The organism is Longitalea arenae (genome assembly GCF_016924755.1).
Taxonomy (GTDB): Bacteria; Bacteroidota; Bacteroidia; order Chitinophagales; family Chitinophagaceae; genus Niastella; species Niastella arenae.
Window position 1 is genome coordinate 200,227 of sequence record NZ_JAFFJX010000008.1, and the last position, 26,981, is coordinate 227,207.

The 26,981-nt window shown below is 47.3% G+C and carries 24 protein-coding genes and 1 tRNA gene; 16 read left to right on the forward strand and 9 right to left on the reverse strand.

What is annotated here, in order from left to right; translation table 11 throughout:
• Positions 1-459: 459 nt before the first annotated feature.
• Both JT717_RS17225 and JT717_RS17230 read right to left on the reverse strand, forming a co-directional pair.
• Positions 460-529, reverse strand: a tRNA-Cys gene (locus tag JT717_RS17225).
• Positions 530-806: 277 nt separating this feature from the next.
• Positions 807-1,709, reverse strand: coding sequence for a magnesium transporter CorA family protein (locus tag JT717_RS17230; protein ID WP_205511760.1), 903 nt, complete (start codon positions 1,707-1,709; stop codon positions 807-809).
• Between the two features lie 277 nt (positions 1,710-1,986).
• Between JT717_RS17230 and JT717_RS17235 the strand changes: the two genes are divergently transcribed.
• Positions 1,987-3,837: a thiamine pyrophosphate-binding protein gene (locus tag JT717_RS17235; protein ID WP_205511761.1), complete on the forward strand. Its 1,851-nt coding sequence runs from the start codon at positions 1,987-1,989 to the stop codon at positions 3,835-3,837.
• A gap of 83 nt (positions 3,838-3,920) precedes the next feature.
• On the opposite strand, the gene cphA is transcribed toward JT717_RS17235, so the two are convergent.
• Positions 3,921-6,545 carry a cyanophycin synthetase gene (gene cphA / locus JT717_RS17240; RefSeq protein WP_205511762.1) on the reverse strand — a complete coding sequence of 875 codons (2,625 nt, stop codon included), beginning with the start codon at positions 6,543-6,545 and terminating at the stop codon, positions 3,921-3,923.
• A gap of 370 nt (positions 6,546-6,915) precedes the next feature.
• Between cphA and JT717_RS17245 the strand changes: the two genes are divergently transcribed.
• Positions 6,916-7,758 carry an MBL fold metallo-hydrolase gene (locus tag JT717_RS17245; protein WP_205511764.1) on the forward strand — a complete coding sequence of 281 codons (843 nt, stop codon included), beginning with the start codon at positions 6,916-6,918 and terminating at the stop codon, positions 7,756-7,758.
• Positions 7,759-7,815: 57 nt separating this feature from the next.
• On the opposite strand, the gene JT717_RS17250 is transcribed toward JT717_RS17245, so the two are convergent.
• Positions 7,816-8,031 carry a GntR family transcriptional regulator gene (locus JT717_RS17250; protein WP_205511766.1) on the reverse strand — a complete coding sequence of 72 codons (216 nt, stop codon included), beginning with the start codon at positions 8,029-8,031 and terminating at the stop codon, positions 7,816-7,818.
• A gap of 200 nt (positions 8,032-8,231) precedes the next feature.
• On the opposite strand from JT717_RS17250, the gene JT717_RS17255 reads away from it, so the two are divergent.
• The 5 genes from JT717_RS17255 to JT717_RS17275 are packed head-to-tail and all read left to right on the forward strand — an operon-like array spanning position 8,232 to position 10,687.
• Positions 8,232-8,549: an ArsR/SmtB family transcription factor gene (locus JT717_RS17255; protein WP_205511768.1), complete on the forward strand. Its 318-nt coding sequence runs from the start codon at positions 8,232-8,234 to the stop codon at positions 8,547-8,549.
• Between the two features lie 6 nt (positions 8,550-8,555).
• Complete coding sequence (locus JT717_RS17260; RefSeq protein WP_205511770.1) at positions 8,556-9,032, forward strand: SRPBCC domain-containing protein; 477 nt, start codon at positions 8,556-8,558, stop codon at positions 9,030-9,032.
• A gap of 6 nt (positions 9,033-9,038) precedes the next feature.
• A complete protein-coding gene (locus JT717_RS17265; protein ID WP_205511772.1) occupies positions 9,039-9,632 on the forward strand; it encodes a YdeI/OmpD-associated family protein in 594 nt (197 codons plus the stop codon).
• 18 nt (positions 9,633-9,650) lie between these two features.
• Positions 9,651-10,073 carry a DoxX family protein gene (locus JT717_RS17270; protein WP_205511774.1) on the forward strand — a complete coding sequence of 141 codons (423 nt, stop codon included), beginning with the start codon at positions 9,651-9,653 and terminating at the stop codon, positions 10,071-10,073.
• A gap of 47 nt (positions 10,074-10,120) precedes the next feature.
• Positions 10,121-10,687: a DUF4256 domain-containing protein gene (locus tag JT717_RS17275; RefSeq protein ID WP_205511776.1), complete on the forward strand. Its 567-nt coding sequence runs from the start codon at positions 10,121-10,123 to the stop codon at positions 10,685-10,687.
• A 412-nt stretch (positions 10,688-11,099) separates the two neighbouring features.
• Here the strand turns inward: JT717_RS17275 and JT717_RS17280 are convergent, their stop codons facing one another.
• Positions 11,100-11,528 carry a response regulator gene (locus tag JT717_RS17280; RefSeq protein ID WP_205511778.1) on the reverse strand — a complete coding sequence of 143 codons (429 nt, stop codon included), beginning with the start codon at positions 11,526-11,528 and terminating at the stop codon, positions 11,100-11,102.
• Positions 11,529-11,725: 197 nt separating this feature from the next.
• Here JT717_RS17280 and JT717_RS17285 point away from each other — a divergent pair, with 197 nt between their 5' ends.
• From JT717_RS17285 to JT717_RS17310, 6 genes are all read left to right on the forward strand, one after another.
• Positions 11,726-12,175, forward strand: coding sequence for a response regulator (locus tag JT717_RS17285; protein ID WP_205511780.1), 450 nt, complete (start codon positions 11,726-11,728; stop codon positions 12,173-12,175).
• Between the two features lie 115 nt (positions 12,176-12,290).
• The gene (locus JT717_RS17290; protein WP_255553000.1) at positions 12,291-13,907 is read left to right on the forward strand and encodes a sensor histidine kinase; all 1,617 of its coding nucleotides are present in this window, start codon (positions 12,291-12,293) and stop codon (positions 13,905-13,907) included.
• 8 nt (positions 13,908-13,915) lie between these two features.
• Positions 13,916-14,167 carry a hypothetical protein gene (locus tag JT717_RS17295; protein ID WP_205511784.1) on the forward strand — a complete coding sequence of 84 codons (252 nt, stop codon included), beginning with the start codon at positions 13,916-13,918 and terminating at the stop codon, positions 14,165-14,167.
• A gap of 110 nt (positions 14,168-14,277) precedes the next feature.
• The gene (locus tag JT717_RS17300; RefSeq protein ID WP_205511785.1) at positions 14,278-15,144 is read left to right on the forward strand and encodes a COG1470 family protein; all 867 of its coding nucleotides are present in this window, start codon (positions 14,278-14,280) and stop codon (positions 15,142-15,144) included.
• Positions 15,145-15,156: 12 nt separating this feature from the next.
• The gene (locus JT717_RS17305) at positions 15,157-16,176 is read left to right on the forward strand and encodes an ABC transporter ATP-binding protein (protein WP_205511787.1); all 1,020 of its coding nucleotides are present in this window, start codon (positions 15,157-15,159) and stop codon (positions 16,174-16,176) included.
• Positions 16,118-17,161, forward strand: a complete 1,044-nt coding sequence (locus tag JT717_RS17310) for an ABC transporter permease (protein WP_205511789.1) — start codon at positions 16,118-16,120, stop codon at positions 17,159-17,161. The genes JT717_RS17305 and JT717_RS17310 overlap by 59 nt, the downstream gene beginning before the upstream one ends.
• A 129-nt stretch (positions 17,162-17,290) precedes the next feature.
• Here the strand turns inward: JT717_RS17310 and groL are convergent, their stop codons facing one another.
• Both groL and JT717_RS17320 read right to left on the reverse strand, forming a co-directional pair.
• Positions 17,291-18,919: a chaperonin GroEL gene (gene groL / locus JT717_RS17315; protein ID WP_205511791.1), complete on the reverse strand. Its 1,629-nt coding sequence runs from the start codon at positions 18,917-18,919 to the stop codon at positions 17,291-17,293.
• Positions 18,920-18,985: 66 nt separating this feature from the next.
• On the reverse strand, positions 18,986-19,267 hold the full coding sequence (locus JT717_RS17320) for a co-chaperone GroES (RefSeq protein ID WP_205511793.1): 282 nt from the start codon (positions 19,265-19,267) through the stop codon (positions 18,986-18,988).
• A 245-nt stretch (positions 19,268-19,512) separates the two neighbouring features.
• Here JT717_RS17320 and JT717_RS17325 point away from each other — a divergent pair, with 245 nt between their 5' ends.
• A complete protein-coding gene (locus JT717_RS17325; RefSeq protein WP_205511795.1) occupies positions 19,513-19,806 on the forward strand; it encodes a hypothetical protein in 294 nt (97 codons plus the stop codon).
• A gap of 19 nt (positions 19,807-19,825) precedes the next feature.
• On the opposite strand, the gene JT717_RS17330 is transcribed toward JT717_RS17325, so the two are convergent.
• Positions 19,826-21,070: an NAD(P)/FAD-dependent oxidoreductase gene (locus JT717_RS17330; protein WP_205511797.1), complete on the reverse strand. Its 1,245-nt coding sequence runs from the start codon at positions 21,068-21,070 to the stop codon at positions 19,826-19,828.
• A gap of 75 nt (positions 21,071-21,145) precedes the next feature.
• On the opposite strand from JT717_RS17330, the gene JT717_RS17335 reads away from it, so the two are divergent.
• Both JT717_RS17335 and JT717_RS17340 read left to right on the forward strand, forming a co-directional pair.
• Complete coding sequence (locus tag JT717_RS17335) at positions 21,146-21,472, forward strand: hypothetical protein (protein ID WP_205511799.1); 327 nt, start codon at positions 21,146-21,148, stop codon at positions 21,470-21,472.
• Positions 21,473-21,535: 63 nt separating this feature from the next.
• Entirely contained in the window at positions 21,536-23,833 is a 2,298-nt protein-coding gene (locus JT717_RS17340; protein WP_205511800.1) for a zinc metalloprotease, read from the forward strand.
• A gap of 63 nt (positions 23,834-23,896) precedes the next feature.
• On the opposite strand, the gene JT717_RS17345 is transcribed toward JT717_RS17340, so the two are convergent.
• A complete protein-coding gene (locus JT717_RS17345) occupies positions 23,897-26,713 on the reverse strand; it encodes a hypothetical protein (RefSeq protein ID WP_205511802.1) in 2,817 nt (938 codons plus the stop codon).
• Between the last annotated feature and the right edge of the window lie 268 nt (positions 26,714-26,981).

Here is a 26,981-nt window from a genome sequence, read left to right on the forward strand (position 1 = left end):
CTTCAAGCTATGATTTTAGTTTTTTCATTTTCATCTGCGGTCAGGGTCGACAAGAATTATCTGCCATACTTCTCTTATATGTGGAAATAATCTCCAGCATCAAAAGAGTAAATACATGCTGAATTGTTTCATCAGGCGATTGCGCTTATTCTGTCCAACTTACTTTCTTCTGAAGTATCCGGAGCAAAACAGTAAGGGTTGCTGCAGTTAAAGTATCCAGATTAAGAACAGGATTCTTCGAAGCAATCATTGTGATCGTCTAAAGGTGTTTTATGGGTATGTTGCTGCCGGCAATCTATACAACAAATTTATAGCAATAGTTAGTTTCCTCGTTATTCATGAAAACCAGGACTAAGTCACTACTGATGACCCTTGTTGTAAAAGCCTGAAAAAGAACGCGGTAACTGTAAATATGTATACAACTAAAAAAGGATCGCGTAGTCGCGATCCTTGATTCAGAGGTTCCGAGTAGATTCGAACTACTGTAAAAGGTTTTGCAGACCTCTGCCTGCCTCTCGGCCACGGAACCATTATGTATATGCAACACTAATACGGATCCATAAAAAGACCGTCAATAGTATTGAACGTTACTGTATTTTAAAGGAGAACCCGATCAGGTAGCTGCTAAAGCCAGGGAAAGATCCTGAAGACGCAGCAATGTTACAAAAGGTATTAATCATAAAAAACGTGAAAAACACCGGATTTAATAAAGTGAACTTTGCGTATAATGCAATTATTATTCCTTGCTCCACTGGCTGTGGATCATTCAGTTACGTTACTTTATGCGCTCCCATCACCTCCCTTCCTCATAACCATTTCTTTCTCTTGAACCAGATATAAATGGAAACCGTGACCACCGCCATAACGATATAAACGGCGGGGTAGCCGAGCTTCCATTTAAGTTCAGGCATGAATTCGAAATTCATTCCATATATCCCTACAATAAAGGTCAATGGCAGAAAGAAAACAGAAAAGATCGTAAGCACCCGGATGGTCTCATTTGTCTTTTGCGCAGCAATGTTAAAATAAATATTCAGCAGGTGATTGGTATTTTCAGAAAGCGAATCGAACATGCTTTGCTGTTTTACATAAAGATCGCGAACGTCGCGGGTATACGCATTTGAGTTTTCTTCCGGGTCTATCTGGTCTACGATATCATAGGAAACCATCAGCACCCGCCTGATCACATCCACCTTCCTTTTCAGGAAGTATAAACCTTTTAAAATAGGTTTCCTCTGGTCCTTTAAAAAAATGAGCTCTTCATAATATTCGATGGAATGGGTCAGCTTTTTTATGGGTTCATCATAGGTCAATAAGGCCGCACGAACGATCTCGATATACACATGCAATGGCGTCTTACAATCACCGTTGTTTAGATTTTCCTGGTAGATCCTATCGAGCAATTCAGCTTTGTTCCGATGGATGGTGATGATAAATTGATCACCGATAAAAATCGCAATTTTATCGGTCAGCTCCTGTACAGTATCGGCTTCAATGTCATTATCCGATGAATAGATGCGCAAGATTGAAAAAGTATAGTATTTAAGCCGTTCATATTTAGGCAGGTGATCGGGCTGTAATGAATCCTGTACAGATTGTTCCAGGAGCCCATATTTGTTGGCAATTTCCTGCAACTCGTTTTTGTCAGGATTGTAAATATCGATCCAATGATAAGTATGTGGGCTTTTATTGACAAAGTTCCGTATCATAATTGAGCTCCATTAATTCTCAGGTGGCAAACGCATTGGCAGCACGACAGATGGGTGGAAAAAAACATGCCACGGGCTGGCATGTAAATTACAATTATTTCCACTTACTAAAACCAGCGATCTGCACCAAGCGGCCACACGGCAGTTATGGAGCGTTAAACAATATGAGTCTCTCCCCCACCCAGTGCTGGTACAATAATTATGTACATTAATGATCAGTTGGCAGCGGCTTCACGTTGCAATTGCATTTTCTCATTAATAATTTCATAATATAATAATGGAACAGCAATTTGTAAATGCAGAACATACCGGCGGAGTAACGACCATTTCCGACATCCTGTTAGATCGTTTACTGGCCTGGGGCGTTGACACTATTTTTGGAATGACCGGTGATGGCGTGAATGGCTTCGTGGAAGCACTCAGAAAAAAACAAAAACAGATCCGGTTCATCCATGTTCGGCATGAAGAGATCGGTGCGCTGGCAGCGGTTGCCTATGCAAAACTTACGGGAAAGATCGGCGTTTGTTTTGGCACCACCGGTCCCGGCGCTGTGCATTTGCTGAATGGGATGCTGGATGCGCAATCAGACAATGTGCCCCTGCTTGCGATAACAGGGTTGACCCACCACGATCTTATTGGTTCAGAAACTTTGCAGGGAGCTGATTCCAACAAAATGATGGAGCCATTCAGTGCTTTCAATGAACGGATCATGGGCCCTTCCCACGTGGAAGGAACCGTTGACAGGGCCTGCCGAACGGCGCTGAGTAAACGAAAGCCGGTTCATATTTCCATCCCGGCCAATTTCCAGTCGATGCCGGCGGATAGCATCCCCCCTTCCAAAGAAAATGTATTGCATCACCATGCACCTGTCTTTCAGCCGCCCATTCGTATCCCCGCACGCGAGACCATAGAACAGGCAGCACAAGTGTTGAACGGCAAAAATAAAATAGCCCTGCTGATAGGCGTAGGCGCCCGCGGTGCTGGTGCAGAAATTGAGCAGGTAGCGGACATACTTGGCGCGCCGGTCATAAAATCGCTCCTCGGTAAAGACGTCATTCCCGATGACAGTCCCTTTACCACAGGAGGCACCGGTCATACAAGCACGGTACCCTCACAAAAAGCCATGAGTGAATGTGATGCTTTATTGATCGTCGGCAGCACCATGCCTTTTTTAAAGTGGTATCCGGCGCCGCAGCAGGCCGTATGCGTGCAAATTGATGATATGCCCGAACGTATAGGCTTGCGTTTTCCCGTAACGGTAGGGTTGGCTGGTGATGCGCGGGCCACCTTGCAGGAGTTATTGCCGCTGTTGAAAAAGAAAGAAGACCGCTCATTTTTGCGATCGGCGCAGGAAGGCATGCGTCAATGGTGGAAACTGATGGAAGAGCAGGGAACAAAACCAGATAAACCCATGAAACCGCAGGTGCCTGCGCACCATCTTTCTTCCTTACTCAACGATGATGCCATTATCCTGGGCGATGCGGGAACCGTCGCCTACTGGATCAGCAAGAATATGAAATTCAGAAAAGGACAACTGTTCTCGATCAGTGGTACCAGTTGTACAATGGCTTCCGGTTTAAGTTATGGGATCGGCGCCCAGGTGGCCTACCCGAACCGGCAGGTAGTGGTGCTGGCCGGGGATGGCGCCGTTTCAATGGCCATGGGTGACCTGCTCACATTGACGCAATATAAACTTCCCGTGAAGTTGCTGGTGTTTAAAAACAATACCCTGGCGTTGGAAAAATGGGAACAAATGTCATTCATGGGTTATCCTGAATTTGGTAACGACCTGGCGCCTGCTGATTTTTTAAAGGTCGCCGAAGCCTGTGGGATGAAAGGCATCCGGATAGAAGATCCCGCCGAATGCCGGTCGCAGCTGCAAGCGGCCTTATCGTTGCCAGGGCCGGTGTTGATAGAATGTGTTGTGGATCCGCATGAGCCGGCTATGGAAACGCCTTTACCAGCAGAACATGCTGCAAACTATGAAAAAGCGCTGGACAAAGTGACGGAAAACAAGGAAGCTATAGCCAGGGAATTACATAAAAGTCTGCAGCATCAGAAAGAGCTGTTACCCGATTCCATCAACGAAGAAACAGAAAAGCTGATCGGCAAACTCAGGGATCGGTGAAGCTGTTAAGGCCCGCTGGTTGAACCAGTGGGCCGAAAATGTTTCTTAAAGCGTTAAAAATGATATATTCAATTAATGCGCTGTCAGGTTACTTTGTTTTTTTCCTTGTCTAACAGCAGATAATAGTTCAACCGCTTATTTACATCTTCGATATTGTCTGAAAGGATCACGATCAGTGAGCCGGAAATGGCATTGCTGATGGCGTGATCCAACGCTTCGCATTCATCGGGAATGATCATCACCGGCATATGACCATTGCTTTTACCGATGCCTTGTTTAAGCAGGGCAGGAATTTCATTGGCCCGCCTGCCCCTGAGATCCTTATCTTCCCGAATGATGATCTGATCGAAGATCGTTCCAGCCAGCTGGCCAAACTCAACAATATCCTCACTGCGCCTGTCGCCGATGCCGGCAATGATCCCTGTTTTTTGTGTTGCAGGATACGCCCCGATCATCTGCCCCAGCGATCTTAAAGCATGGGGATTATGTGCATAATCGAGCAGCACCGCAAAATCTTCGAATTGCACCAGGTTCATCCTTCCCGGCATGGTATCATACGACGGGATAAAACTTCTTAGCGACTGGCTGATCACGTTCACATTGATCTTGCTGCAATATGCGGCGAGGGAAGCGGCGAGCACATTGGCAATATTAAAGATGGCGCTTCCGTTAAACGTAACTGGTATACCTGTGATGTCCCCGATGCGGATGGTTTCCCGGCCGCGCCTGATACATACATAGCTGTTGTCTATAATGGCTGCCAGGCCACCGCGGGCACAATGTTCCTCAATTAGCGGATTATCGGGCTGCAGCGAAAACAGCGCGATCTTACAGCTCAGGCGGTCTTTCATGGCATATACTTTATCATCGTCGGCGTTCAGCACGGCATAACCGCTTTCTTTTACGGTTTCGGGCACTACCGATTTCACTTTGGCAAGCTGATCGAGGGTTTGAATGCCGCCAAGCCCTAAATGGTCCGACGCTATATTCGTGACCACCGCCACATCACATTTGTCAAATGCCAGCCCCGATCTGAGTATGCCGCCCCGTGCACACTCGAGTACCGCAAATTCCACACTGTTATCTTTCAATAACACCCGTGCAGAAAATGGTCCGGCAGCATCCCCTTCATTGATCTGTTCTTCGTCGATGTAGATACCATCGGTGGTCGTGAAACCGGTAACAAAACCTGCCTCCCTGGCGATATGTGCGATCAGCCTCGTAGTGGTGGTTTTGCCATTGGTGCCTGTTACCGCTACAATGGGGATCCTTGCGTCATTAGTAGGGAATAACATGTCAATGATGGGTGCAGCCACATTCCTCGGGTTGCCATAAGAGGGGCACAGGTGCATTCGCAATCCGGGTGCTGCATTTATTTCGATGATCGCTCCCCCATTTTTTTTGACGGGTGTGCTAAGGCTGGTAGCAACAATATCAATTCCACAGATATCGAGCCCGATGATCCGCGCCACCCTTTCAAAAAGCCTGATATTGGATGGATGGACAAGATCGGTCACATCCGTGGAAGTTCCGCCCGTACTTAGGTTGGCAGTATCCTTCAGGTGAACGACCACCCCCTTGGCCAGGATCGTTTTTGGCGTATAGTTCATTTTTGCCAATAGCTTTATCGTCGCTTCGTCGATCTGTATCTTGGTCAACACTTTTTCATGGCCGTTACCCCTTCTGGGATCCTTATTTACAATATTCACAAGCTCCTCTATAGTATGAATACCATCGCCCATCACCGCTGCGGGCGTACGAAGTGCCGCAGCCACAAACTTATAATTGATCACAAGTGCGCGGTAATCACAGCCACGGATATACTTTTCGATTACCACTTCATTGGAATATTCTTTTGCTTTCAGGAAAGCCGCAGTAACCTCCTGCCAGCTATTGATATCTGTGGTCGCTCCCTTTCCGTGGTTACTGTTCAGTGGTTTTACAACCAGCGGAAAACCCACTTCATCAATTGCATCCTGCAGGTCTTCCGACCTGTTTACAATTACGCCGGCGGGTACCGGTGCATATGCTTCCTGCAAGATCTTTTTAGTAACATCCTTGTCCCCTGCTATTTCCGTAGCGATCATTCCGGTGTGATTGGTGACAGCCGTTTCAACGCGTTTTTGTTTTGCGCCATAGCCCAATTGAACATAGGATGAATCATCGAGCCGGATCATGGGTATATCCCGTTTCAGGGCTTCACAAACGAGCGACTCCGTCGTTGGTCCCAGCTTTTGACCGAACCATAATTCACGGATCTGACGTATATCCTCGTTTACATCGTATGGTTGGCCCTGTACGAGCGCTTCGGCAATATTAACAGCTGCCTGTGCCGCGTACAGCCCCGACTTCGCTTCACCGTAAGCAAAAACCACATTGTAAACGCCCGGAACACCAGTGCCCCTGGTTCTTCCAAAACCGGTATTCATTCCGGCCAGGCTTTGTAGCTCCAATACAATATGTTCAATCACATGCCCCATCCAGGTACCATCTCTGACCCGGTCAAAAAAGCCGCCCGGTTTGCCTTCACTGCAATGATGATTATACAACGATGGTATTAATTGCTTTATCCTTTCATAAAAGCCGGGGATTTTGTCGGTAGGCCAATGCTCCAGCTCCTGAAGGTCGAGCACCATTTGGATAAGCTTCGTTTTTCTTATGGACCAGAAATTCGGTCCCATTAACACTTTCAGATCCAGGATCTTCATATCGCCTCATTTCGTTTAAAAATATATTAGGAAGATGACCAGCTTGCACATAATGATGAAGGTGAATACCGGCATCTCATAGGGACAAACACATACCATTCAGCATCCGGTTGTCGTGACTCAAAAAGTCATCCGCCGGCTGCTGCCAGAAAAAATGCGCGGTTAATAAATTCGATGAAAATAGTGTATTGGCCGGTCCTGCACGCCACAGGCAAGAGTAGTATAATATATGGAGTAAAAACTGTGCCACCGCAGCTAACGCTTAGCCAGGGTGCAGTACAGAGCAGCAGATAAGGCCGGTTCACGTCAGTGTTTGCACAGTTCCTGATCCTCTGGTGGCATAGCATTTGAACACTTTTTATAAAAGAGTATGGAACAAAGCAGCGACAACCGGCTCATCCCGATGACCTCCTTCGACAGCGGAAAACTGAGAGAAGTGGCCCCGGATGTGGCCTATTACACCAATCAGATCGTAAACATCGTTATGATCGGAATGCCGGGTAACAGCTGGGTGTTGATAGATGCCGGCATGCCTAAATCGGGCAATGAGATCCTGAAAATGCTGGCCGAAAGATTTGGCGCCAATAATCCACCTGCAGCCATCATTCTTACCCATGGACATTTTGACCATGTTGGCAGCATCGTTGCTTTGCTCGAAAAATGGAATGTGCCTGTATATGCCCACCCAATGGAGTTCCCATACTTAACCGGTGAACGGGCTTACCCTGAACCTGATACCAGCGTGCAAGGCGGCATCCTGGCAAAGATCTCTTCCCTGTATCCCAATGAACCGGTCGATATCACACAAGCCTTAACCATTTTACCTGCAGATGGCACCCTTCCCACACTGCCGGACTGGAAATGGATCCATGTTCCTGGCCATACCCCGGGACAGATAGCACTGTTCAGGGAAAGAGACCGTATACTTATTTCGGCCGACGCCATCATTACCGTGCGGCAGGATTCGTTATACAGGGTGTTGATGCAAAAAGAAGAAGTGTGCGGCCCGCCCGTTTATTTAACAACCGATTGGGATGCCGCTTATGAATCGGTTAAACGATTGGCAGCCCTTGGTCCCAATACGATCATCGCCGGCCATGGTACTGCTATGCAGGGAGAGGATCTCCGGGAAGGCTTAGACCATCTGATAACACATTGGAATGAAGTGGCAGTGCCTGACCATGGAAAATGGGTAAACAGGGATGACCTGTAATTTCATGCTTACCTGGCCTTCGGGTTGTAACAGAACATCCGGGCTGTGTACGGACAATTACTTATGCCTCTCCCGCACGAAAAAGCCCTGCCCCTTTATCCATAACACATCGCCGTTCCTGTTAAGATATTTATACGCCCTGAATACTGTACTTCTCGATATTCCTAAAACACGGTTGAATGTATACAGCGACGGCAATGGTTTCCCGGGGTCATACTGTCCCTGGCTGATCCCCTCTTTCAATTGTTTTGCCAGTTGCAAGTAAACCGGCATCCCGCCTTTCACATTTACACAAAAATGCGCTAAATCATTGTCCGTACCAGTCTCTGTCTGTAAGCGTTTCGGGTGCACTGTAATATTTTTAATAGTAGACCCCGCAGCAACCGGAATGTGGGGTGGTTCACAAAAAAATCGGGAAATGACTTGCGTAGCTAAATAGCTACATGTATATTTGTAGTCAAATAGCTACGCAAATGAACCTAAGACGTGATGTTTTTCAAGCCATTGCAGACCCCACGAGGAGGGCTATTTTATTGTTGGTGGCTACGCAATCAATGACCGCCGGCGCCATTGCCGCCAATTTCGACACTGCGCGGCCCACCGTTTCCAAACACCTGGCCATCCTAACCGAATGCGAATTGCTGGAACAGGAACAAAACGGCCGTGAAATATATTACCATCTAAATCCTCAAAAAATGAAAGAGATCGCAGACTTTATTGAACCTTTCCGCAAGTTGTGGGACGACCGTTTTAATAAACTGGAAAACATAATGAAGAAATATAAAAAATAACGGACTATGGAAATGAAGACAAAAGTGATTGCTGAAGCTGGCAAACAAAATATAATGATCACCCGCGATTTTGATCTGCCGGTAGAATTACTATTCCGGGCGCATGTAGATGCCGAGCTCTTTGAGCAATGGATGTCGCACGAATACGGTACCACGAAAGTGCGGAAAATGGAATGTAAAAATCATGGCGGCTGGCAGTTTGAAACGATCGACAAACAGGGTAATGTGGTTTTCACCGCCAATGGCGTTATCCATGACTTTGTTCCCGACCAGCGCATCACCCGTACCTTCGAAATGATGAACTCACCAGTTCAGCTGGAGTTCCTGGAATTTGAAAAACTCAGCGATGATACCAGCAGGCTCAACATGCAGATCGTATTCAGGTCAGTTGAATGCCGCGACCAATTACTGAAAAATCCCTTTGCACAGGGCATGAATATGGGACATAACCGTTTACAGGAAATTGTTGGCAAACTAAAATAACATACCATGACAAGAAGTGAAACGAATCCCAAGGTAGATTTCTTTTTCGAAAAAGCCGAACAGTGGCATGATGAATTCGAAAAACTGAGATCGCTCATTCTTGACTGTGGACTTACGGAAGAGTTGAAATGGGGTAACCCCTGCTACATGTTTGAGAACAATAACATAGTGCTGATCCATGGTTTTAAAGAATACTGCGCCATGCTCTTCTTCAAGGGTGCCCTGTTAAATGATCCCAATGGCATTCTGATCCAACAAACAGAGAATGTACAGGCGGCACGCCAGGTCCGTTTCACCAATAAAAAAGAAATAACGAAACTCGAGCGGGTGTTGAAGACCTATATTTACGAGGCGATTGAAGTGGAAAGGGCTGGCCTGAAAGTGAAATTGAAAAAAACAGAAGACTTCCCTGTTCCTGAAGAATTCCAGGTAAAGCTGGATAAAAAGCCCGCATTGAAAAAAGCGTTTGAAGCTTTGACACCCGGACGGCAAAGAGCTTACCTCTACTATTTTAACCAGGCCAAACAATCGAAAACCCGGGCGGCCAGGGTAGAAAAATATCTCCCGCAGATCCTTGATGGAAAAGGATTGGATGATTAACCCCCAAAACAATTCGACATGGAAAAAACAAAAACCGGTTCCCTAAGGACCCACAAGATCATTTATTGGATCGCCACCATTTGGCTGGCATCAGGCATGTTTGCCAGTGGTGCACAACAACTCCTGAAAATGAAAATGGAAGGCGCCGTGTCACCGCCCGGCGTAGAAGGTATTACGCAGTTAGGCTTCCCTGTTTATTTCCTAACCATTATAGGTGTCTGGAAGATCCTGGGTGTTATAGCCCTGCTTGTACCCAAATTTACTTTATTAAAAGAATGGGCTTATGCAGGTTTTTTCTTTCTTACTTCCGGCGCCATTTATACGCATCTCGCCCTGGGGCATGCTGCCAGTGTTATCTTTCCTTCTGTGTTGCTGCTGGTGCTCACCGTGGTATCCTGGTATTTCAGACCTGCCAACAGAAAGATCATGGCAGTGGCTTAATGAATGCGTCATTTTCTTACATTTATATACTAGCACAGCATCCTATCATGAAAAATACTAAAAGCAAATTATCGGCAGAACAACAGTCTGCATTACTGCGCACGCTGAAGACCCGTTTCGAGAAAAACATGCATCGCCATAAAGGCCTTAGCTGGGACAAAGTTGCAGCAAAGCTGGAAGCTGATCCCGGCAAATTGTGGTCACTGAATGCCATGGAGGAAACCGAAGGCGAGCCGGATATAGTGGGCTATGATAAAAAGACAGATGAATTCATTTTCTTCGATTGTTCGGCAGAAAGCCCGAAAGGCCGTAGAAGCCTTTGTTACGATGGAGAGGCGCTGGCTTCCCGGAAAGAACATAAACCGGCAGACAGCGCTATGAATATGGCTTTAGACATGGGAATTACATTATTAACAGAAGAAGAATACCGCGAATTACAAACCCTGGGTAAATTCGACCTGAAAACCTCCAGCTGGGTACTTACGCCACCTGCCATCAGAAAACTGGGTGGCGCCCTGTTCTGTGACCGGCGCTATGATACTGTTTTTCTGTATCACAATGGTGCGGAATCATATTATGCAGCGAGGGGTTTCAGGGGGTCTTTAAGAGTATAAAGCTGTATATATTTTTATCCCACAGGCCAGGCATGCTGAATGGATGAATTCGGTCTTCCTGGCCTGTTACACATTTCAACCCAGCCAGGGAGTGAACGGGTGATCACCTGGAAAGCATACCGTTTTAATTCGATCCACTTCTCCGGAACACGATTCCTTCCACATGTTCCCCCACTGCTATCCTGGCAAGATCGGCCGTTCGATAATAGCCCGGCTTTTCTTTCATATCATCAGAGATCAGCTGACCGTTGATCCGCAGATCCTCAGATAGAATATTCTTTACTTTCCTGCTTTCATTATAACCCGCAATAATAGAGATTTCCGCATTCTTTCCTGTGTATTACCGGCCAGGCCCATATTAGGTAAGTGAGTGGTGAAAATGGTGCAGACTTGGGGCTTCCGGCTTCCTGCTTTAAATTACATTGCTCTTGGCGGGCATCTTGCTTTTTGTCCAATAGGTGATAATGGCTTTGAATGTTTCTTTCAGATCATGTATGCTATTGTCTTTGATAAAGAAGCCGTGTACCGACAAATTATAGGCATGCAATATTTGTTCTTCTGAAGCAGTGGTTGACCAGAATATAAAGGGAACACTCCGCAGCTTTTTCGAATGTGTATGTAGCATGGTTTCCCGCAGTTCAAAGCCGTTTATCCGGGGCAGGTTCAGTTCACAGATGATGATAAAAGGGGCCGATTGCATTTTTTGGATGCGGGCAATAGCTTCCTCCGCGGTACTTACAAATACCAGCTCATTGTTCAGTTTCAATTCCTTCCAAACTTCATCAATCATTATCCAGTCATCCTCATCGTGGTCGATAATCAATACGGCTTCATTCTGCATTGTTAATCCGTTATTTTCACCTGTAATAAATTCTTATGCCATAAAAACCGCCTTCTGGCACATAAAATGGTTGAGGGGCCGGTCTAAGCTATTTCTAATTTGTTTTTAATGAGTATTTAACCAAAGCCTGGTTACAGGCAGGTCCGCTTCTTTTACAGATTTTAGTTAACTTGCAACATAAACTATAACAATCTAATTTGATCAGAAACTTTTTTTTGGCCGACGATGATCCTGATGATACCGACCTCTTTGAAGAGGCGCTGAAAAAGATTGATAAACATATAGTTTTAGACACTGCCACCAATGGCAAAGAGCTTATAGAAAAACTCCATACCGGTAAGATAAACCCTGAAATCATTTTTTTAGATGTGAACATGCCAGAGCTGGACGGATGGGAAAGTTTACGAACCTTAAAACAGCATGCGGGTTTGCGATCGATCCCCGTGGTAATGTATTCAACATCTGCAGCAGTTCTTGACGGCAAAAAGGCCATCAAAGCGGGGGCCGTCTGCTATTTCGAAAAGCCTCCCAGTTTCATTAAATTAAAAGACTTCCTGGAAAAGATCACCCACACATCTAAAGACAGGCTGGTTGATACCCTGAAATCAATAGAAGCATCAAAAAGCCATAATATAGTGGTTGCATAATATTGCCTGGCATGAATTTTTTAGTAATGATGGTTACACTTATTTTTAATAATCAGTATTAATCACAACATCATCATCTTTTCCGCTATCTATAAGTAGGACCAAACGAGTAATCATGGATCTAAACAATGAACAATTTCGGACAGATTCATCCAGCAACCGTACGATTGAATCTGACCATACCCACTTGGCGGAAGCTAAATTTGAGAGAATGATCTCAGAGGTGGAAGATTATGCCATCTTTTTACTGGATGTGAAAGGGAATATCCTTTCCTGGAACAAAGGCGCCGAGAAGATCAAAAGATACCGGGCCGATGAAATAATCGGCAAAAGCCACCAGCTTTTTTACCCGCAGGCAGACCTCGAACGTAAACTTCCGCAACAATTGCTGGAAGAAGCCCGTAAAAATGGTAAGGCAGTGCACGAAGGCTGGCGTATCAGAAAGAACGGCGAACCCTTCTGGGGTAATGTTACTATTACCGCTATTCATGACGAACTGGGAGCTGTCAGCGGCTTCCTGAAGCTGACAAAAGACCTTACAGCAAAAAAAGCGGCAGAAGACCGCTATGACAAAATACTGGAAGAACTGCGGCAAAGCGAAGAACGATATCAGAAAATGATCGCCGAAGTACAGGATTATGCCATTTTATTGTTAGATGAAACAGGCCATATCCAGAACTGGAATATGGGCGCCGAGCTCATCAAAGGGTATAAGGCGAATGATATCGTTGGCAAAAGTTTTAAGACCTTCTATACATCAGAAGACATAGAAAATGGCCTGCCCGACAAATTATTAAAAGCGGCGGCAGAATTTGGAAAAGCCTCCAATGAAGGCTGGCGGAAAAGAAAAGATGGAAGCACTTTCTGGGCCAGTGTTGTTATCACTGCCCTGCATAACGAACGCGGTGGCATTATCGGATTCTCAAAAGTCACCAGGGATCTTACCGAACGAAAAAAATATGAAGACCGGCTGCTCAATAATGCTATTGAACTGGAAATAAAAAATCACGAGCTGGTACACCTGAATGATGAACTATCATCTTTTGCATATGTGGTGAGCCATGACCTGAAAGAGCCGGTAAGAAAGATCAGGATCTTCGCCGACCGGCAGCTGGAACCGGATAGTACGCCGGAAGATATGCAGGCCTTTGCCCGGAAGATCATTTCATCAGCAGAACGTATGCAGGCATTGATGGAATCGGTGCTCCTGTATTCGCGCATTTCGAATGAGAATATGGTGAAGGAAACCATTGACCTGAACGAGATCCTCAGTTCTGTTAAAACCGACCTGGAGCTGATGATCCAGGAATCCAATGCCAACATTAGCGCCAGCCATCTTCCTGCCATTAAAGGCATCCGGTTTCAATTACACCAGCTTTTTCTGAACCTCTTATCAAACGCGATCAAATTTGCAAAACCGGGTTTATCGCCGGTCATCTCTATATCAAGCACGCAGCTGCAGGCTATCGATCTGCCGGAAGAACTTCCTGTAACTGATCGCATCTATCATCGCATTACATTCAGCGATAATGGAATTGGTTTTGAACAGGACCAGTCAGAAAAAATTTTCGATGTATTCAAAAGACTGAAACAAAAAGAGGGTCTTACAGGCACGGGCATCGGATTGTCCATTGTAAGAAAAGCAGCCCTTAATCACCATGGTTATGTCACGGCTGAATCAGTGCCCGGCAAAGGTTCGAAATTTCATCTCTTTCTTCCTGCAATTGAATAAAAAAAACGATGGCGCTCGGCCCGGCAATATTAAAAATACTCAGCAAACAATACGAAGCTTCCGCTTTTGTAGAGAAAAGATTTCAGCGCTATGATCTCGCCTTTAAAACAGACGCTGAAGGCAATCCTGTTTTGTTATTTATGGGTACAAAAGACGCAACAGGACATATCCGCGGCCGCCGCTATGCGCGAAGACTGCTGAAAGACGCCCATGGCAAGGTCATTAAAGACCATTGGGACGATAAAGGCACTGTAGGCTAATTTTTTTCATCTTTAATTTGGGGAAAATAATTTGTCTTTATTAAATTAGCCATGCCTTTTTAAAAGGCGCTTTTATTCTATTAATAAATAATAAACTGTTTGTTAATCTTATGCTAGCGCTACATCGTCAGCCCCGGCGATCTGAAGGCCGTGGACGAATCCCCTATCTGCTTATTCTCTTCTTTTTCCCAACTGTTTTTTTACCGCCGCTGCCGGCGACTGCGCATGCAGGGCCGGTTAAAAACTCCAGCTTTACTGCAAGGCTTATTAACCTCGAAGCTACCGCCAAAGAAACATTCCGTTTCAATGCTTCCCTTACGAACGGCTTAAACCGCTCAATCATTTATGATCTGCAGGCCAGTGTACCAGCGGGCTGGAGCAGCAGTTTCAGGGTAGATGGCATGCCCGTTACTTCTTTCAGGCTGGATTCAAACAAAACACAGGACATTTCCATCGAACTAACGCCATCCCCCTCCGTAAAACCCGGTAAATATGCAATACCGGTAAAAGCCGTCTCCGACCAGGGCACGCTCGAACTGAACCTCGAAGCCGTGGTGAAAGGCACCTATGCCGTGGAATTAACCACACCTACCGGACTGTTGAGCGATGAAGTTACCGAAGGCAGCAAAAAACCTATTTATCTGTCGCTCAAGAACCAGGGCAGTTTACCGCTCGACAACCTGGAACTCTCTGCGCAAACGCCTACCAAATGGAATGTCAGTTTCGAGCCTGCCAAAATTGACCGGCTTGAACCGGGAAGCACCATCAATGTAGTGGCTACTGTAAATGTGCCTGATAAGACCATCGCCGGCGACTACATGACCAATTTCACGGTCAGAAACAATAATGCAACCGCTAATTCATCTTACCGGCTAACGGTAACCACCTCCTGGCTCGCCGGCTCCGTGGGCATACTCGTAATACTTCTGGCCATGGGGCTGGTATATTCCCTGATCAGAAAATATGGTAGAAGATAAGCAACTAACAGTATGGAAAATCCTGTCATTGAATTAAAAGGGTTGACTAAACTGTATGGTTCACTAAAGGCGGTAGACAATTTAAACCTCACCATCGACCAGGGAGAAATATACGGCCTTCTTGGACCAAACGGAGCCGGCAAAACAACCACTATTCTTATGATGCTGGGACTTACAGAACCCAGTGCCGGAACAGTCAACGTATGTGGCGTTAACGCCACCAGCAATCCGGTTGCCATTAAACGAAAAGTAGGCTATATGCCCGATAATCTGGGCTTCTATGATGGCATGACTGCTCTCGATAACCTGGTGTACATCGCCAGGTTGAATGGCATTCCTGAATCGGGCGTGCGTCCCAGGGCCATGGAAATGATGGAAGCAGTAGGGCTGGAAAAATCGATGCATAAAAAGGCCGGCGCCTATTCGCGCGGGATGAAACAACGGTTGGGGCTTGCCGAAGTCCTGATCAAACAGCCGGATGTTATCATCCTGGATGAACCCACGAATGGAATAGACCCCAGTGGTGTAAAAGAATTTCTCACCCTGATCAGGCAACTGAGCAGGCAACAAAATATCACGGTCTTATTATCATCACACCACCTTAACCAGGTGCAGCAGGTCTGTGACCGGGTGGGTATTTTTGTAGACGGCAAATTGCTGGCCAGCGATCAGATCTCTCGCCTGTCTGACCAGCTGTCGTCAAAAGAGTCGAATGTTGTAACGATCACCGTGGCAGATCTGCTGCCTGTTACAGCCGGCCATGAGCAGGAACTGCTACAAATAGGGGGCGTAAAGGCGGTGACTATGGCCGGTCACACTATTACCATTACGTGCACCGGCAATTGCACACCAGCCCTTGTTCGCTATTTTGTAAACAAGGGTTTTGACATCCTGGGCGTTCATCAAAAAGAATACGGCCTGGAAGAGATCTATCAACGCTATTTTGAAAATAATCTAACCGAAAATGAAGCTAATGGAAAGTCCGGTAGTTTACTTCAAAGATCATTTTTCAAAAAAATTAAAAGTCAGTAACCGGGCGGTCGTAAAGCCCGCAGTGCAAAAGAACCCGGCTGCTTCGCCCCTGGCCGCCATTATCCGAAAGGAGATCGGCGATCATGTGAGAAGCTGGCGGTTCATTGTATTGTTAGTGCTCATCGTATTGACATTCCTGGGTTCCATGTATGTATCACTAACGAATATTAAACCCGCTGCGGTGAGTGAAGAGCCGGAACGCTTTCTCTTGTTTTTAAAGATCCTGACGACAACCGACGGTTCACTCCCCTCCTTTCATATTTTTATGAGCTTTCTGGGCGCCATTCTTGGCATCGGCTTAGGTTTCGATGCGATAAACGCCGAACAGCAGAATGGCACCCTGATCCGTTTGCTGGCGCAACCGGTGTACCGCGACAATGTGCTCCTGGCGAAATTTATCAGTCCGCTCATCGTTATCACTACCTTATTCCTTTCGCTTGGCCTGTTGATGATCGGGGCCGGACTGATCATAACCGGGGTACGCATTGAAGTAGTGGAAATATTGCGGATACTAAGCTTCATCCTGCTTACCGTATTGTATGTGGGTTTCTGGCTAAGCTTATCCATCCTCCTTTCCGTAAAATTCAAACAGGCAACCACTTCTGCCCTGACGGCCATTGGCATCTGGTTATTCTTTACCATTTTTTACAAGATCATCGTGAATATGATCGTGAAGGCATTGCTGCCTGACCCTGCGTTTCTGTCGCCCGATGACATCATGTATTATAACAATGTTATCCTGAACCTGCTGCGCTTTTCCCCCAGCCAGCTTTATACCGATGCCACTACCGTTTTGCTGATGCCGGCCGTTCGCAGCCTGGGACCGCTTACAGTAGAGCAGATGGCAGGCGCCATTCCCACACCCCTGTCATTCCGCGAAAGCATCCTGATCGTGTGGCCGCAATTATCCGGTTTATTTGCTGCTACTACGGTTTGTTTCGCTCTTTCTTATTTCTTTTTTATGCGTAGAGAGATCAGATCATAGTTGTTCTCATTAGCACAACCTGTCCCGCTTTGCGGGATCAGCACATCAGCTAATAAACTAAACCCCGGCGCCTGTACAGGACCGGGGTTGTCTTTTAACAGCAATTCAACGGTAACCCATTTGTTTCTCTTAATAATCCATACCGCCCATAGCAGGTGCGGGTGCTGCAGCGGCTTCTTTTTTCGGCTTGTCGGAAATGACGCATTCGGTAGTGAGTAACATGCCAGCCACAGAAGCGGCGTGTTCTATAGCTACGCGTGATACTTTAGTTGGATCTATTACGCCGGCTGCCAGCAGGTTCTCATATTGCTCGGTACGGGCATTGAACCCATAATCGCCTGCACCCTGCTTAATATTTTGCACTACAACGCTTCCTTCCATACCGCAGTTGCGCACGATCTGGCGCAATGGTTCTTCTACTGCCCGTTTAACGATAGCAATACCGGTTGTTTCGTCTTCGTTCCTGCCTTCCAGGGTCTCCAGCGATTGGCTGGCGCGAATGTAAGCAACGCCACCGCCTGGCACAATACCTTCTTCCACGGCGGCACGGGTAGCATGCAGGGCATCGTCTACACGGTCTTTCTTTTCTTTCATTTCAACTTCAGTAGCGGCGCCTACATACAACACGGCAACACCACCGGTCAATTTGGCCAGTCGCTCCTGCAGTTTCTCCTTGTCATACTCAGAGGTAGTAACGGCCATTTGAGCTTTGATCTGGTTGATGCGGGCGGTAATAGCGTCTTTTTCGCCCTGGCCACCCACGATGGTGGTATTGTCTTTATCAATGGTCACGGTTTCAGCAGTGCCGAGGTGGCTGAGGTCTGCATTCTCCAGTGTATGACCTTGTTCTTCACTGATAACAGTACCCTTGGTAAGAATGGCTATATCCTGCAGCATTTCCTTGCGGCGGTCGCCAAAGCCGGGGGCTTTTACCGCAGCCACTTTCAGGGTACCACGCAGTTTGTTCACTACCAGGGTAGCCAGGGCTTCCCCTTCCAGGTCTTCTGCAATGATCAATATCGGCCGGCCGGTTTTGGCGGTCTTTTCCAGAATGCCCAGGATATCCTTCATGGCAGATATTTTTTTATCATAGATAAGGATATACGGGCGTTCCAGTTCTACCTGCATTTTCTCGGTATTGGTAACGAAATAGGGCGAGATGTATCCGCGGTCGAACTGCATACCTTCCACCACTTCCACGGTGGTGTCTGTGCCTTTGGCCTCTTCCACGGTGATCACCCCTTCATTGCCTACCTTGGTGAAGGCCTGCGCGATCAGGTCGCCAATGGTCTCATCATTATTGGCAGAGATGGTGGCTACCTGGCGGATCTTGCTCACATCGGTGCCAATGGTTTGGGATTGCTCCCGCAGGCTTTTTACGATGGCCTCCACGCCTTTGTCGATACCTCTTTTCAGGTCCATGGGATTGGCGCCGGCGGCCACATTTTTTAACCCTTCATGAATGATAGCCTGTGCCAGCACGGTAGCGGTAGTGGTTCCATCACCTGCTATATCGGCCGTTTTGGAAGCCACTTCCTTTACCATCTGGGCACCCATATTCTCAAGCGGATCTTCGAGCTCGATTTCCTTGGCAACGCTCACACCGTCCTTGGTGATGGCAGGAGCGCCGAATTTCTTTTCAAGTACTACATTACGTCCTTTTGGACCAAGGGTAACTTTTACAGCGTTGGCTAAAATATCAACGCCTTTCTTCATCTGGTTCCTGGCTGTTACATCAAAAAACAATTGCTTTGACATAGCTCATTTGATTTTTTAGCGGTTGTAAATAAAGGATCAAACTACATGGTAAGGACTTCCATCCCATTACAAAATGGCAAGGATATCAGACTCCCGCATGATCAACAGTTGCTGTCCTTCGTACTGGAACTCCGTTCCGGCATATTTACCGTACAATACCTGGTCTCCTTCTTTTACGGTCAATGGTTCGTCTTTTTTACCCGGACCAGCGGCCAGTACAATGCCCATCTGTGGTTTTTCTTTTGCAGTATCGGGAATGATAATTCCACCGGCAGTTTTCTCGGTGGAGGGAGCGGGTTGAATGATCACCCTGTCGTGCAATGGAGTGGCTTTTACATTTCCTGCCATAATTCATGATTTTGAATTGGTTAAAAACAAAGTCAAACTTTATAACGCTTATAGAAAGCCGGTGAAAATTGCTTACCAACTCCTGTGCCATTCGGTATAAGAGGCGGAAAACTGAAAAAAATGCAGGAATTTTTTTCAGTTTATCAGACAGACAGCGAACTTTATATTTGCCAAAATTTCACCCTGCTAGCCAGCTGCTATTTGTATTGTAAACAGCAATGAACGGTGACCAATAAACCAGGACCATGCAAACTAATTTTTATATTATCTGTCATCTTAAGACACCGGCCGGACCGGAAACTTTTGGCCGCTTTGATATAGGTAATGACCGCGAAGCAGCCGCCCGGCTCTTCGATAAATTAAAAGGCGATAAAGAAGTGAATGATCAGAATATGTTATGTATCGAGCTGATGGAAACGGTAAATGAACTGCCCGTGAATATTAATGTACTGAGTTGCACCCTGGATCAACTGACGGAGAACTGCCGTATTATTACCAAAGAAGTTTTTAGCCAGTATAACCTGGGCAGTGTATTGTAACACTTGTGCTGTATACGCATTACCTGTTCAGCAGCATTTTCACATAAAAGGAAGGTTGCGCCAGCTTTTTACGAACATCTATTTCGTAGAACATGCAAGACATTAATTCTCTTAACTGTTTATTGCGCATGGCTGTTTTCATCAGGAAATTAAAAAGCCAGGTGCGCCGCGCCAGTTTTTGCAGTTTGGTGCTTAAGCGCAACTCGGGACCCAGTACTCTATACACCTCATCATCATACGCTTTCATACAGGCAGCTGAAAAGTCGTTTGCCTGCAAACAGGCAGCAGCCTGGCGGGCGGCAATACGGCCTGAATATAATGCGTTACCAATGCCTTCCCCTGTAAAAGGATCTATTAAATACCCTGCATCGCCCGCAAGCATATATCTCTCCCCGGAAATCTTTCGTTTCTTACTGCCCAGTGGCAGGCCATAACCCTCCACTGCACTTACCCCTTCCGCATGGGTGAACCGCTGCTTCAGCACCGGATCGCTGGTTATAATTTCCTGCAAGAGCTTTTTCAGGTTCAGCTTTCTTTTACGCACCACCGAACTGAGGATACTGATGCCAATATTCGCTTCGCCATTCGGCAAGGGAAAGATCCAGAAATACCCGGGCAATAATGACCGCAAAAAATGCAGTTCAATAAATCCATCTGCGCTGAGACCGGTAACGCCTTTATAATATGCGCGGATACCGGCGCAGTAATGCTGCGGTTCCATATAAATACCGCCGGGTTCTTTGGTAAATGGCGAATGCGCGCCATTGGCGACAATGATCAATTTGGCCTTTACCAGGAATTCACCGGTTGCATCGGCGAGCAAATAGCCGTCTTCCTGCAAAGTGTATGCATCTATCGACCGCCCTTCAAACAATTGTATGCCGGGGCAGCGTTTCATTTCACTGACCAGGAAATTATCGAAGTGAATACGTTTGCAAACAAAACCGGCCGGTATACCTTCCTTCGCCTGGCTGTTATAACCGGGTTGATAAGCGATGTCGAGTGCGTCGCGGCTGGGCGCGGTAAAAGTTACGCCCCAGCTTCCCTCCTTTTCCTGCAGGGCACAGAGGCGCTTACCCATTTCAGGATCGATGCGGTTCAGGGCCGTTAACACTTTGCCACTTAAACCATCGCCACAGATCTTATCACGGGGGAACACCGCCTTATCTACCACCACACAGGGAATATGGAGTTGTTGCAGCTGCAAAGCGGCGGCAGCACCTGCCGGACCAGCGCCAATAATGCACACATCGGTTGCTATCATAGAGGAGGAAAGATAATCATTTTAAGATACGTGAAAAACACCCTTTTTTCCGACTACTGAAGCACGTAAATTAGTATGATCACTAACAACCACGCCATGCCCAACATGCATGTTGCTTTTCAGGAAGGCTTTGAAAATGATACTGTCATCGTTTGGTTTGACGACGATGAAGTATTTCGCAAAGAGCACCTGAAAACAAGGATGCAGACCGGCAAAGCAGCTTCCTTTGACCTGCCCGGCAAAACCGGCCCGCATATTTTGCGCATCACTGTAATTAATCGTAATACCCACTTGAATATTCCCGTTACTGTATCCGGTACTGATCTGTATGTTGGTATTTCCCTCACGCAGGATGGACATATTACTCATACCCTTTCCAATGAACCCTTCCGCTACGCCTGATAGTGAACATCCACTGCCACTGTGAGATCCTACTATTTATTCACTTAAATCAAATACTGCTGTATGTCTCCAAACAATAACCAAACCTCCATTGAACAGCTTGCCATGACACCCGGCGTTGACGAAGATACCCAGCTGCAAAGCATTGCCTCACCCAATGTGGCGGCAGCGCTGCAGCCAATAAGCGGTATGTACAGGCGAAGCAGCCCGTCCCTGGTTTCCGGTGTGCACAGCAATGGTAATGGCGAAGACCTCGTACAATTAATGGATATGGCCGCAGCCGATATAGGCATGCGGGAAGAACTGCGCTTAGATGTGGATGGTACACTGCCGCAAAACATCGCCAGCGGCACCATCATCAGGGCGCTCAACTCGAGGGTGCACTGGATCGCCAAACTGATCCAGGAAGGCCCTAATACCTGGCTGGGAACCGTGGTATTTAAAGAAGGGAACCTGGGCGCTTTCCCTTATACCAATGTGAAGATCATGATCCGGCGCGCAGGCTCGCTCTTACCGCAGAGCACAAAGGTCATCTTCTCCGGCGGTGGAGCGCCGAATGCCGAAAGAGCTTATGAATATGTATCGCCCTTTTTCCGGAAAGTGGAATTTGAATTTGATTTTGTAAAAGGCGTTACGCCCGCGCTTACCATGGATACCCACGCGCATCCCAACCGGCCGGCCAATTTGCCTAAAGAAAAACTCACCATTGCCAAAGTATTTCAGCGGGCCGGCTTCGACGTTACTGAAACCATGGGCGGCGGCGCATTACCAATAACCGGTGCAGGCCACGATGCGAAATGGAGCGATATGGAAATGCATGACGCCATGCAAAAATTCTGGTCAAGATTCAGGAATAAACCACAATGGTCGATGTGGGTGTTCTTTGCTGCTTTGCATGAAGAAGGACAAAGCCTGGGCGGTATTATGTTCGACGATATTGGCGGCAATCACCGGCAGGGAACAGCCATTTTCACGCAGTCGTTCATTACCCAGGCGCCGGCCAACGACCCAGCACCTGCTGCCTGGGTAGAGCGCATGAAATTCTGGTGCACCTGTCATGAAATGGGACATGCTTTTAACCTGGCGCACTCCTGGCAAAAGGCACTGGGCACGCCCTGGATCCCGTTAAGCAATGAACCTGAAGCACGCAGTTTCATGAACTATCCCTATAATGTTGCCGGTGGACAAACCGCCTTCTTTAACAATTTCCGTTACACATTCAGCAATAATGAGCTGCTGTTTATGCGCCATGCGCCTGAGCAGTACGTGCAAATGGGCAATGCAGCCTGGTTCGATCACCATGGTTTTGAACAGGCCAACCTGCTGGCAGAACCCAGTTTCCGGCTCGACCTGCGGGTACAGCGCAAAGGGATCAAAGGGGTAGAACAGGCGCCTGTTTTTGAATTCCTGGAACCGGTGGTGCTTGAATTGAAGCTGACAAATATCTCTGGCCAGCCATTGGTGGTTCCGGTAAAACTATTATCACCCAGCCATCACCTGACAGTGATCGTAAAACGCAGGGGACAACCGGCGAAGGAAGTGATCCCCTATGCCACTTATTGCTGGCAGCCGGAACATAAAGCCCTGAGCCACGGGGAAGCCATCTATGATTCCCTGTTTACATCAGTTGGTAAAGGTGGCTGGGATATTGCAGAACCGGGTTACTATACTGTTCAGGTGGCGCTGCACTATCATAAAGAAGACATTGTTTCAAACCCATTGACCATCCGTGTAAAACCGCCAAAAGATTATAATGAAGAATTACTGGCGCAGGACTTTTTCAGTGAAGCGGTCGGGCGGATACTCACCTTCGACGGAAGCCGGGTATTGGATGGTGGCAATAATGTAGTGCAGGAAGTGATCGAGCAGCTGCCCGATTCCAATGCGGCTGTACATTGCCGCATAGCCCAGGCCAATGCCCTGATGAAAGATTACAAAGGCCTTGTTATACCGGCAGGCAGTGAAGAAGAAATGCAATCACTGGCGGAATCAAATACGGCCATCCGTACTGCCAACGCCAACCTCGATGCTGCCCAAAAGCTCTTGGGCAGTATTTTGGAAAACCCCGAAGCGGCAGCGGAAGTATTGGGCAATATCGACCTTAACTATTACCTGACCCGCTTCAGCAAGGCTTTACAGGAACAAGGAGAAAAACAGGAAGCAGCGGAAGTGCTCGACACGCTGGCCGATGGCCTCGCCGCACGCGGTGCGCTGGAAAAAGTGGTGGATGAGGTGAAGGAAGCGAGGATGGCCATAGCAGCGCCAAAGAGTAATGGCATTAGCAGAAACGATGGTAAAACGAACGGTAGCAGAAAAAATATCAAGTCGGTGAACAAACCAAAACGCAAGGCTTCTAAGTAGGTCAGACATGTAGAAACGAAAGAAGGCTGCCACCTGTTGAGTGGCAGCTTCTTTTATTAAACATTATTCAATCAAGAGCTTCTTTACAAATACAGGTTCTCCGGTTAATGCATCAGTTGCAGTTACTATATAATTGCCCCGGGTTCTTATATTGAACGACCGTACAGAACCAGGCTGCATCTTCTCTTCCCTGCCTGTGATGGTACCGTCTATTCTGTAAATACGAATAAGAACAGGCTGCTGAATGCCTTTCAATGAAATATTGAATGATCCTTTTGATGGCACAGGCCATACCATAACGCGCGACGACATTTCCGTTTCTTCCACTGTCCTGCCTGCAATGCGGGCTGTTATCTTTTCCTGGCGGCTAGCAATGCGAATGGTTTGGGTCATGGAATGACCTTCCGCATCCGTTACGGTAAAAGTGATCGAAGAAAGACCTTTTCCAAAAGGTATATAGAACAGTTTTCCATTTACACAACGCCATTGAATAGCGAAACCTCTTACCACTTTATTGATGGTATATACCGGCGAATGGGTGTAGCCCCGGGTAAGCGCGGTTAGATCGATCGTCAATGGCTGGAAGGGTTGTGCGAAATAATGCGCCCCGCCCATGAATTCGAGGTAATCTTCCAGCTGCGTGAATCCATCCTTATCACGATCCTTGTTGGCGTCAGAAAAATCGCCAGCGCCGGAATGAGGGTCCAGATGTTGTAATTCCTCCCACCAGTCGGGCAAACCATCACCATCGGTATCCCAATCGGGCGCACGATAAATCTCAGGATAGGTTTCCCAACCGCCTACATCGCTTTCCTTATCGGGTAACCCCGGTTTCTTGCTCACACTTCCCGAATAGGTGTAGGTGCCTGTTAGCGTCTCCTGTATAATGCGGATATCATGACTATCGATCACCGGTTGGTTGGCCCCCACGTTCGACAATACATTCTTGTACGCATTATACGCCGTTTGCGTGTTTACATAGGATGGGAAGAAGGGCGTATCAACAAAGGTTTCGTAATTTATAATTGCACCATTCCGGATGGTCATGCGGCGGCCGGGGCTTTGCGATTGCTCGTCGAAGCTGCCCGGCATTACATTACCGGCGAAATAAGCCTGCTGCGTGCCCAGGCCAACACCTTCATGGTCCATCGAAAGAGCAATAAAAATGCGGCTGGCCGCACCGGGTTTATAATAGTTATTTACAAAATTCACCTGGTGCGCCCCGCCATCGGTGGTGCGGTTATCCCAGTTATACACTACATTATTACGGATATCGAGTTTACCGGCATAATAGGCATTGCCGTCCAATGCGCCGCCAAGGCTCCAGTTACGGCCGGCACAATGCGCAAGCAGGTTGTGGTGAAAACTTCCATGATTGCCGCTGATGGTGGCGGCATACCCATGCGCTGTTCCCGGCGGGTAGTTTTTATGTCCGGCCACATTTAAAGCTTCAGCCAGCATGGTGCGCTGCAGGGTAATATTTTTGGCGTTGCGGGAACTGAAAGCCTCGTCGATGGTCCAGCTTACAGAACAATTGTCCATAATACTATGGTTACCCAACACACCGGTACCATCGCTGGTAACCGGGCCGCCTACCCGCACCCGCATATGTCGTACAATAAGATCATTCCCGGTAGTGCCAAAAGGAGCGCCCTTGATGCAAATCCCTTTGCCTGGCGCGGTTTGTCCGGCAATCGTAATATAATTTTGACTTACCGTCAGCCGGCTTTTCAACGTAATGAGGCCCGACACATCGAATACGATCGTACGCGGTCCTATATCATTGGTCACCGCTTCACGTAAACTGCCCGGGCCGGCGTCGTTCAAATTGGTCACATGCACCACTTTACCAAAACGGCCACCGCGTGCAAAACGGCCATACCCTTCCGCATCACTAAAAGCCAGATGGCGGGTACGGTAATACCAGATATTGCCGCGGGTAATATTACCACTGCTATCTTCCTGGTCGATGCGCCACCAATAGGTTAATTTACTGTCCTGGTTACGTACGGTATAGGTGGCGGTAGTGCGCCTGCCTTTATACGCTTCTGAACTGATAGCAGCTGCTGCTACGGATGCAGAATCGGTACCATAATAAATATGACTGGCCACAGCATTGGGCGCATTCGTCCAGCCCAGTGCGAGCGTACCCTCATCTGCATCCACATGTTCATCGGTATTTTCAGGCACAGGCTGGCGCGACTGGTATTGCGGATTGGCTGTATTGATCTCAATAGCATTGATGAGAAAACTTTTATTGTTGTAACCGCTAAGCGTGGTATCACCGGCAAACAGCATCACCACGTCCTGCCCTGCCGTAACATCGGCATACACATAAGCGATAGTAGCTTTGGAAGGAACCGTTTCGCGAACGGTCTGCGGCAGGTTATCATATTTTATTTGGCCGTTGAGGTAAATATCCATCGGCGCAAAGGTGTTGGTGGCTGGGTTATCAACATGGTTGTGATAAGTGAGAATGCTGTGGCGGCCGGTGGGCAATCCGCTGATGCGCATTTCGATCTGGGCGCCGGCCTGAGCGGCGTCTACGGTAAAGCCATCGTTGATTAGCCTCGACAGGTAAGGCGCCTGCACATTTGCCTTGTTCCAGGTCGACCGTACCTGTACGCCGTATAGCCCTTTGCGGATGAGGGTAATGGTAATACCATCGCTCAGCGAAAGCGAGGCTGTGTCTTTAACGCCCGCCGCAAGGGTCCAGGGCGTGTAGCCAGGTTCCAGCACTTCGGCCAGGGGCCGGCCACTCATGTTACAGTCGATCCTGAATTGCGGGTTTTGTGCCCTGGCAAAGCTTCCGGCCAATACACATAGAAGCAAAACGGCTGCCTGCCGCAGCTTCGCTGCCCTTTTTTCATAACAGTACATACGTAAAATTTAATCGTTAGGTATAAATAGTAATTAACTCCAGGTCCGGGCTGGCAGCATAAAAGTTGGCACTTCGTACAGTGGTATGAGTATCCGGGCAGGTGAAGCTTTTAATTGTATGCCGGACGTAAGTAAAATAAAGATAAGGTTGTTTTACATAATTATACAATCTGTTTACCTGTTAAAACCAAAAGCTGTTATTATTTTTTCGGCGGCCGGGTGCGAAACGACAAAGGCGCCCGAAACCGGCGCCTTTGTCGTTATCTGT

Bases quoted from the DNA above. Each gene is read 5' to 3' on its own strand.
- JT717_RS17340 (WP_205511800.1), top strand. From the start codon at position 21,536: ATGTCTCCAAACAATAACCAAACCTCCATTGAACAGCTTGCCATGACA.
- JT717_RS17310 (WP_205511789.1), top strand. From the start codon at position 16,118: ATGGAAAGTCCGGTAGTTTACTTCAAAGATCATTTTTCAAAAAAATTA.
- JT717_RS17265 (WP_205511772.1), top strand. From the start codon at position 9,039: ATGACAAGAAGTGAAACGAATCCCAAGGTAGATTTCTTTTTCGAAAAA.
- JT717_RS17300 (WP_205511785.1), top strand. From the start codon at position 14,278: ATGCTAGCGCTACATCGTCAGCCCCGGCGATCTGAAGGCCGTGGACGA.
- JT717_RS17330 (WP_205511797.1), bottom strand. From the start codon at position 21,070: ATGATAGCAACCGATGTGTGCATTATTGGCGCTGGTCCGGCAGGTGCT.
- JT717_RS17345 (WP_205511802.1), bottom strand. From the start codon at position 26,713: ATGTACTGTTATGAAAAAAGGGCAGCGAAGCTGCGGCAGGCAGCCGTT.
- JT717_RS17295 (WP_205511784.1), top strand. From the start codon at position 13,916: ATGGCGCTCGGCCCGGCAATATTAAAAATACTCAGCAAACAATACGAA.
- JT717_RS17280 (WP_205511778.1), bottom strand. From the start codon at position 11,528: ATGCAGAATGAAGCCGTATTGATTATCGACCACGATGAGGATGACTGG.
- JT717_RS17260 (WP_205511770.1), top strand. From the start codon at position 8,556: ATGGAAATGAAGACAAAAGTGATTGCTGAAGCTGGCAAACAAAATATA.
- JT717_RS17235 (WP_205511761.1), top strand. From the start codon at position 1,987: ATGGAACAGCAATTTGTAAATGCAGAACATACCGGCGGAGTAACGACC.
- JT717_RS17305 (WP_205511787.1), top strand. From the start codon at position 15,157: ATGGAAAATCCTGTCATTGAATTAAAAGGGTTGACTAAACTGTATGGT.
- JT717_RS17290 (WP_255553000.1), top strand. From the start codon at position 12,291: ATGGATCTAAACAATGAACAATTTCGGACAGATTCATCCAGCAACCGT.
- groL (WP_205511791.1), bottom strand. From the start codon at position 18,919: ATGTCAAAGCAATTGTTTTTTGATGTAACAGCCAGGAACCAGATGAAG.
- JT717_RS17320 (WP_205511793.1), bottom strand. From the start codon at position 19,267: ATGGCAGGAAATGTAAAAGCCACTCCATTGCACGACAGGGTGATCATT.
- JT717_RS17270 (WP_205511774.1), top strand. From the start codon at position 9,651: ATGGAAAAAACAAAAACCGGTTCCCTAAGGACCCACAAGATCATTTAT.
- JT717_RS17245 (WP_205511764.1), top strand. From the start codon at position 6,916: ATGGAACAAAGCAGCGACAACCGGCTCATCCCGATGACCTCCTTCGAC.
- JT717_RS17275 (WP_205511776.1), top strand. From the start codon at position 10,121: ATGAAAAATACTAAAAGCAAATTATCGGCAGAACAACAGTCTGCATTA.
- JT717_RS17230 (WP_205511760.1), bottom strand. From the start codon at position 1,709: ATGATACGGAACTTTGTCAATAAAAGCCCACATACTTATCATTGGATC.
- JT717_RS17255 (WP_205511768.1), top strand. From the start codon at position 8,232: ATGAACCTAAGACGTGATGTTTTTCAAGCCATTGCAGACCCCACGAGG.
- cphA (WP_205511762.1), bottom strand. From the start codon at position 6,545: ATGAAGATCCTGGATCTGAAAGTGTTAATGGGACCGAATTTCTGGTCC.
- JT717_RS17325 (WP_205511795.1), top strand. From the start codon at position 19,513: ATGCAAACTAATTTTTATATTATCTGTCATCTTAAGACACCGGCCGGA.
- JT717_RS17335 (WP_205511799.1), top strand. From the start codon at position 21,146: ATGATCACTAACAACCACGCCATGCCCAACATGCATGTTGCTTTTCAG.
- JT717_RS17250 (WP_205511766.1), bottom strand. From the start codon at position 8,031: ATGCCGGTTTACTTGCAACTGGCAAAACAATTGAAAGAGGGGATCAGC.